This window comes from Xenorhabdus santafensis (assembly GCF_033949405.1).
GTDB classification, from domain to species: Bacteria; Pseudomonadota; Gammaproteobacteria; order Enterobacterales; family Enterobacteriaceae; genus Xenorhabdus; species Xenorhabdus santafensis.
The window spans coordinates 1-7,537 of record NZ_VCDN01000088.1 but is presented as its reverse complement, the minus strand read 5'-3'; the positions used below and the strand labels follow the sequence as shown (position 1 = coordinate 7,537).

Here is a 7,537-nt window from a genome sequence, read left to right as displayed (position 1 = left end):
TGATCAGCCATATCTTTCAGCTCCAATTTAAGTTCGGCTGTCAGATCTTTTCCGATTTCTAACGTATTGGGCGTGAACGTCAGCGTCGAGGTTTTTTCGTTGATCGAATCCGCCAACGGTGTCGTAAAGCTTATATGGCCGATAATGTTGTTCAGTGTTTTACCGTCAACCACCAGTGTTATCGTCCAATCACCGATTTGCGTGCCTGCTTCAATAATGGCGGTATAAATTCCGGGATGGTTTGGATCTTCCTGTACCTTCCCTATTGTCGGCTCACTCCCGGGGCCGGATAAGCCAGTCCCCCTAAAATCAATATGCTGCTGAACACCTTTAATCGGGTTATTTTGCTCGTTTCTCAGCACCACTTGCAAAATTGCTTGCTGCTTTTGATTATTACCTACTTCTAACTGCGGCACATCGATAACAATTTTGGAATAGTCGTCACTAATAGTATCCGATAATTTATCGCTAAAAATGACATTAACCGTTTTTATCTCCTGCTTCTCAGCAAAGGCTGTCGCACTTAATTGGCCCTGTGTTCCTTCTCCCTTCATCGGCCATTCATACCGACCGCTCCCTGCTGGCACCTCTTTTACTTGCCCCACCGACGGTTTTTTACCTTGGCCATATAACCCGCTATCATTTATATCCAACTCTAAATAATCTTCTGCTCCTGTAATGACATTGCCGTTAGTGTCAAATAAATCCAGTTGGAAATTCGCTGATTCATCAGGATTCAATATTCCTTCCTTTGATACCCTGAACTGAGACTTCTCCGCATCAACTCTTCCGGACAATGAAGGAATCAAATCAATTTCTACCGGAGGCAAATCATGACCATCCACGCTTCCCTTTATTTCCCATTTGCCTTCTTTCCCGCCAGGCATCATTACGTATTTATAATAACCGCTGCCTTCTGGTGTTTCCTCGGGTTTTGGACTTAATTCAGGATTTTTACCCTCCCCTTTTAAACCTTTCACGTCAGAGAACACTTTAATGCTATCTGCCGCCTCGCTGACCGCTTTGCCTTCCGTATTAAGAAGTTTCACCCAGAGTGCAGATTCAGTTTTACTCCCCGACCGCATGGTGGCATGGGAAATTTCAAAACCGGAATGGTCAAGCGCGATTTCTGAAGAGAGTACTCGGATTTGTGTCTCTGCCCGCTCAGATGCATTCCCCTTATTGTCATAAGCAACACCAGACAGAATATAGATGTTATTGCCTTTATCACGGTATGGGGGCAAAGTCAGACGGTAATGCCCGCCCCCGGCAGATGGAGCGATATTCTCTAGTTTGCCGCCGCCCGCTCGCAGCGCCGCGGTATCCCATATAATGTTTTTAAGCCCGTATTTAGAACGGGTAGTTATATTCAGCGGAATAATTTCGTTCCCGCGCCCACTAATCCGGCTTTCTATCGTCATCGATATCAGATCTTTTTTCCGATATTCCAAAACAATTTGATTATTGCGCTCGACTAAATCATAGCGCCCGCCTTGCAGGCTGCGTTGAAAGGCTACAGCACCCGGATCAACTTGTTTCGACCACGGCGTTCCCAATTCATAATTCAGGCCGACATTGAACTGGGTTTCACCGTGCCCCTGCACACTCTGTCTACGGTCAATTCCTAATGTCACCAAGGGGAACGGTGTATAATTAATACCCACAGTAAAGGCGGCGGGATTTTTTTGCCGGCGTTCTTCGCTCAGTAAACCAACCTCATGCCCAAAATATTGCTCATAAACCAGCTTGCCGCCCAATTGCGGATAAGTAGGCATATAACCTTCGGCATACATGTCAAATCCATTGGCCGGGCGTTCATCATAACCTTGCAGTTTTTTGCCTTCTTTCCAGCCACTGGCCCGGAAATAACCATTGGCACCAAACTTCATGAAATCACGGGCATATTCAGCCCCAATACCAATGCGTGTATGCTCACGGGTAATATCATGATCAAGAAAAGCGTTATAGCCGAACAGACTGTTCTCAAAGAAGTGGCGCTGCCCCAAACCAAAATTGGCCGTTGTCCGGCTATTAATGTGACGCAAACCAAACTGGGTAAAAGCCATCTGTTTTTCCGTGTCGTAAAGCGGCAACAACATATCAAACTCGCTGCCTTCCAGGCGCCCACGATCATCCACATTAGCCCGCAATTTGACGGTTCCGTAACGTTGCAACCAATTTTGTATCGCTTGGTTAGTTTCACTGACCGCTATGTTGTGTAGCTGACTCTTGATGTTATCTACCACGTTACCGTTTTTCAGCATTTCAGCAGCACGGGAAGCCCCATTGGCCAACCAGTGCTCAGTGGTATTTTCAGGCGGTTCAGCAGTTGATGCCTGTTCCAGTTTCTCAGCCGCTGATTCCCCGGAAAGCGTTTTTTGGGAGAAATTGACACTATCATTTGACTGCGAGGAAGGTTGGCTCAAAAAAGATTTTTCCTGCGTAGCAGTAGGGGCTTTGGCCGCCGACACGGTGGAGATAATAAACGTAGCCGCAGTCAGAATGGCTATCTGGGCAAAAATAGCCTGCTTAATTCGATAACGCTGTTTATTTGCCCACAGACTGTTCCTTTTTCTTTCCATATTACTATACCCTTCTGACTGGTTTTATTACCCAGTTAATACAATAAGTTGAAAATAAAATCTGAAAAAACAAGTTTGAAAAACGATATTAGTTTCCTGTGAAAGATATATCTCTGGCTATATATGGGGTGAGATTTAATGCTCATCTCCATAGCTAAATTATTAACAACTTCGATAGCCAACAGAAAAAACCGATCCAGAAAAAAGTCACAACGTATCAAAAAAACCTGATAGAAAATGGATTAACTCATATTATTTATCTACCTCAAATAGATAAAAAATCAATTTTAAAAATAGAATTAAATTAATGAAAACAAGATAGGAAAGACAATTTTCGGATTTTTATATCTATAATTATCATATAGTTAAACGAAAACAAGAAAGAATTTTAAGTTATTCAACATTTAGACAAAGAGAAAAAAGTTAAATGTGTTGAGACTAAATGTAATCTATTTTAACATTTTAAAACCAGTAAAATTACATTTATATTTAACTCATAAAAAATACATCTCGTAAATGAATTCACCTTTCTAATATGTAATTCTTAATTATTTATTTTATGAATAAATTTTTCATTATTAATGATTAAAAAAAACAAATATTCATTTCAATTAAATATATTTACTTTTAAATTTTAATCACTACGCTGATTTTATTAAAATTTACATGGCACATTTTCTCCTGAATAAATCCGCGCATTGCCGTACAATTCTCGTCATATTGTTTCCTATAAATTACCCGGAGAACGGATGGACAGACGATTTGTTCAATCCCACAAAGAAGCACGCTGGGCTGTATTCCTAACGTTAGCTTATCTTGTTGGTTGGCTGCTGTGCGCCTATTTACCCAGTGATGAGATTGGCTTTACTGGCCTGCCCCGCTGGTTTGAACTGGCTTGCCTGCTGCTGCCCGCCTTATTTATCATCCTCTGTTGGTTGATGGTGAAGTATATATTCCAGGATGTACCGTTGGAGGATACCGATGCAAAGTGAAGTGATTTTCCCTCTCATAGGCTATTTGGCATTGGTTTTCCTGCTATCCGTTTATGCTTATCGCCGCCGCCAGACGGGCGAATTCCTGAATGAGTATTTTCTCGGCAATCGTTCAATGGGTGGTTTTGTATTGGCAATGACCATTACCGCAACGTATATCAGCGCCAGCTCGTTTATTGGCGGGCCGGGAGCAGCATATAAATACGGTATCGGCTGGGTATTGCTATCAATGATCCAGCTCCCCGCGATATGGCTTTCCCTCAGTGTACTGGGGAAAAAATTTGCCATTCTTGCCCGCCGCTATAACGCGGTTACTCTCAATGACATGCTTTATGCCCGCTATCAGAGCCGCTTTCTGGTCTGGTTTGCCAGCCTGAGCCTGTTGGTCGCCTTTGTCGGTGCAATGACAGTCCAGTTTATTGGTGGGGCCCGTTTGCTGGAAACTGCCGCAGGCATTCCTTACGACACTGGATTATTGATTTTTGGCGTATCGATTGCCCTTTACACCGCTTTTGGCGGCTTCAGGGCCAGTGTCCTCAATGATGCCCTGCAAGGGCTGGTCATGCTGCTGGGAACAGTATTATTGCTGGCAGGCATTATCTATAAAGCCGGAGGGCTATCAGCGGCCGTTTCTACCTTAAGCTCGATTGATCCGAATCTGGTTTCACCACACGGCGCTGATAATATCCTTACAGGGCCATTCATGGCGTCTTTCTGGGTACTCGTTTGTTTTGGTGTCGTCGGGCTGCCACACACTGCCGTACGCTGCATTTCCTACAAAGACAGCAAGGCTGTTCATCGCGGCATTATTCTTGGCACTATTGTTATGGCAATCCTGATGTTCGGGATGCATCTTGCGGGTGCGCTTGGTCGTGCGATCATTCCTGATCTGACTATTCCTGATCAGGTTATCCCAACCCTGATGATTACCGTATTGCCTCCGGTTGCTGCGGGAATATTTCTGGCTGCGCCGATGGCGGCGATCATGTCCACGATTAATGCCCAGCTGCTACAATCTTCGGCAACCATCGTTAAAGATCTCTATTTGAACTTGTTCCCACAACAACTCAAACAAGAGAAAAAACTGGCGCGCATTTCCAGCTATTCCACCTTAGTTTTAGGTGCCTTGTTGCTGCTGGCTGCATGGCGCCCGCCAGAAATGATTATCTGGCTGAATTTGCTGGCATTTGGTGGCCTGCAAGCCGTTTTCCTCTGGCCCCTTGTTCTGGGACTCTATTGGGAAAAAGCCAATGCCCACGGCGCTATCAGCTCAATGCTGACAGGTGCAGCAAGCTACACTCTGCTGGCGACTTTCAATATCCATCTGCTTGGTTTTCATCCCATCGTGCCATCACTTCTGTTAAGTTTACTGGCATTCGGGTTAGGGAATATGATGGGCCATAAACAACATACACAACAAAACGCTGCATCCCAGTAATCGCAGCAATACGTTACCCTTACAAGAAGTTTATTTTTACAACAAGCTTTACCAACAAGAGAATTTTTATGCCTTGGATACAATTAAGATTAAATACCACGGGACAACAAGCGGAAGCATTGGGTGATGAACTGGTTGAAAGCGGTGCGGTATCCGTAACCTTTCAGGATAGCCACGACACCCCAATTTTTGAGCCTCTGCCGGGCGAAACTCGCTTATGGGGCGATACCGATGTCATTGGCTTATACGATGCCGAAATGGATATGAAAGCGGTGGTCAGCCAACTGGAACAAGTTCCACAACTGGGCAAAGGCTTTATCCACAAAATTGAGCAACTGGAAGACAAAGACTGGGAACGTGAATGGATGGACAATTTCCACCCAATGCGTTTTGGCAATCGTCTGTGGATTTGCCCCAGCTGGCGCGAAGTGCCAGAACCAGACGCGGTCAATGTCATGCTTGACCCAGGTCTGGCATTCGGTACTGGTACTCACCCAACCACATCCCTTTGCCTGCAATGGCTTGATTCCCTTGATTTGGAAGGTAAAACCATCATTGATTTTGGTTGTGGTTCAGGGATTTTGGCTATCGCCGCGTTGAAATTGGGGGCAAAGCATGCCATCGGCATTGATATCGACCCGCAAGCGATTCAAGCCAGCCGCGACAATGCTGAACGCAATGGGGTATCTGACCAGCTAAGCCTTTATTTGTCCAAAGACCAACCCAGCGACCTTGAAAGTGATGTCGTCATTGCCAACATTTTGGCAGGCCCACTCCGTGAACTGGCTCCGGTTATCGGCTCACTACCTAAATCTGGTGGATTATTGGGCTTGTCGGGTGTTCTGGCAAGTCAGGCTGAAGGGGTTGCCCAAGCCTATGACAATGAATTTATTATCGATCCAATCGTAGAAAGCGAAGAGTGGTGTCGTATCACAGGGATTAAAAAATAATCAATTAATTTCTATTGAAAAGCGAGATTATCCACTAAAATGATCACCTAGGAGGTCAATTGGTGGTAATCCGCTCCCTTTGTGATTAGAAATATTGTTAATAATAAATTTCATCAATAACACGCAAGCTATTGTTATTTATTAGAAATAAAGCTAATTTCAAAAAATCAACTGGAAAAAATCTATTATAAATAGCGATTCGCTCAAAGTTTGGCCTTTCATATCTCGTGAAAAATGCGTAATATACGCGCCCTTAGTCACAGTTGACCACTCTTTCTTCGCTATGCGTATCGGACAATACCAGTTGAAAAACTGTCTTATTGCGGCCCCCATGGCTGGCATAACAGATCGCCCGTTTCGATCTCTTTGCTACCACATGGGTGCAGGAATGGCAGTCTCAGAAATGCTTTCTTCCAATCCTCAGGTTTGGAAGACGGATAAATCGCGGCTGCGTATGGTTCACAGTGATGAACCAGGCATTCGTTCCGTACAAATTGCCGGAAGTGATCCTGATGAAATGGCAGCAGCGGCGAAAATCAACGTCGACAATGGTGCTCAGATCATCGATATCAACATGGGGTGTCCAGCCAAAAAAGTGAATCGTAAGCTGGCAGGCTCTGCATTATTGCGTTACCCGGAATTGGTTGAAAAAATCCTTTCTGCGGTAGTCAACGCGGTTGATGTACCTGTTACTCTGAAGATTCGCACAGGATGGTCACCGGAAGAACGAAACTGTGTAGAAATTGCCCAATTGGCCGAGCGTTGTGGTATTCAGGCTCTTACGATACATGGCAGGACACGATCTTGCCTGTTTAATGGTGAGGCCGAGTACGACAATATTCGGACAGTTAAGCAGACTGTTGCCATTCCAATTATTGCCAATGGTGACATTACTGACCCGCTAAAAGCCAGAGCAGTGCTTGAATACACCGGGGCTGATGCTCTGATGATAGGGCGCGCTGCTCAGGGAAGACCCTGGATCTTTCGGGAAATCCAGCACTATCTGGAAACAGGAGAATTGCTGCCACCGATGCCCCTTGGCGAGGTGCGGCATTTAATGCGCGAGCATGTACGAGAGCTGCAAGATTTTTACGGTCAAGGCAAAGGAGTTCGTATTGCACGCAAGCATGTATCTTGGTATCTCAAGGAACATGCTCCTGATGACCAGTTTCGGCGCTCATTCAACGCCATTGAGGATGCCAGCGAACAGCTGGAGGCGTTGGAGGCATACTTCGAAAATTTTTGCGTAAATAAAGAAAAGAGCTGACAGAACTATGTTCGAACAACGCGTAAATTCTGATGTACTAACCGTTGCTACTGTAAATTCACAAGATCAGGTAACTCAAAAACCTCTGCGTGACTCAGTTAAACAAGCACTGAAGAACTATTTTGCACAACTGAATGGTCAAGACGTTAATGACCTGTATGAGCTGGTACTGGCTGAAGTAGAGCAACCACTGTTGGACATGGTGATGCAGTACACCCGTGGTAACCAAACCCGCGCAGCACTGATGATGGGAATCAACCGTGGTACTCTGCGTAAAAAACTGAAAAAATACGGCATGAACTGATCCT

The 7,537-nt window shown here is 44.9% G+C and carries 6 protein-coding genes; 5 read left to right on the top strand and 1 reads right to left on the bottom strand.

Annotated features, from left to right (window positions below; translation table 11 throughout):
- Nucleotides 1–2,582, bottom strand: a 2,582-nt coding sequence (locus tag FE392_RS16950) for an inverse autotransporter beta domain-containing protein (protein WP_319931377.1), incomplete at its 3' end; no start/stop codon positions are given.
- 749 nt (nt 2,583–3,331) lie between these two features.
- Between FE392_RS16950 and FE392_RS16945 the strand changes: the two genes are divergently transcribed.
- The 5 genes from FE392_RS16945 to fis all read left to right on the top strand — a co-directional run bounded on the left by FE392_RS16945 (nt 3,332) and on the right by fis (nt 7,533).
- Nucleotides 3,332–3,574 (top strand): YhdT family protein, encoded by a 243-nt coding sequence (locus FE392_RS16945; protein WP_319931376.1) that lies wholly within the window; start codon nt 3,332–3,334, stop codon nt 3,572–3,574.
- Nucleotides 3,564–5,012 (top strand): sodium/pantothenate symporter, encoded by a 1,449-nt coding sequence (gene panF / locus FE392_RS16940; RefSeq protein WP_319931375.1) that lies wholly within the window; start codon nt 3,564–3,566, stop codon nt 5,010–5,012. Before FE392_RS16945 ends, panF begins: the two co-directional genes overlap by 11 nt.
- A 68-nt stretch (nt 5,013–5,080) precedes the next feature.
- Complete coding sequence (gene prmA / locus FE392_RS16935; protein WP_319931374.1) at nt 5,081–5,962, top strand: 50S ribosomal protein L11 methyltransferase; 882 nt, start codon at nt 5,081–5,083, stop codon at nt 5,960–5,962.
- Nucleotides 5,963–6,245: 283 nt separating this feature from the next.
- Nucleotides 6,246–7,229, top strand: coding sequence for a tRNA dihydrouridine synthase DusB (gene dusB, locus FE392_RS16930; protein WP_319931373.1), 984 nt, complete (start codon nt 6,246–6,248; stop codon nt 7,227–7,229).
- A 7-nt stretch (nt 7,230–7,236) separates the two neighbouring features.
- Nucleotides 7,237–7,533, top strand: coding sequence for a DNA-binding transcriptional regulator Fis (fis, locus tag FE392_RS16925; protein ID WP_010847912.1), 297 nt, complete (start codon nt 7,237–7,239; stop codon nt 7,531–7,533).
- The last annotated feature ends 4 nt before the right edge of the window (nt 7,534–7,537 follow it).

Excerpts from the sequence above, each read along its gene's own strand:
- fis (WP_010847912.1), top strand. The coding sequence starts at position 7,237 with ATGTTCGAACAACGCGTAAATTCTGATGTACTAACCGTTGCTACTGTA.
- panF (WP_319931375.1), top strand. The coding sequence starts at position 3,564 with ATGCAAAGTGAAGTGATTTTCCCTCTCATAGGCTATTTGGCATTGGTT.
- prmA (WP_319931374.1), top strand. The coding sequence starts at position 5,081 with ATGCCTTGGATACAATTAAGATTAAATACCACGGGACAACAAGCGGAA.
- FE392_RS16945 (WP_319931376.1), top strand. The coding sequence starts at position 3,332 with ATGGACAGACGATTTGTTCAATCCCACAAAGAAGCACGCTGGGCTGTA.
- dusB (WP_319931373.1), top strand. The coding sequence starts at position 6,246 with ATGCGTATCGGACAATACCAGTTGAAAAACTGTCTTATTGCGGCCCCC.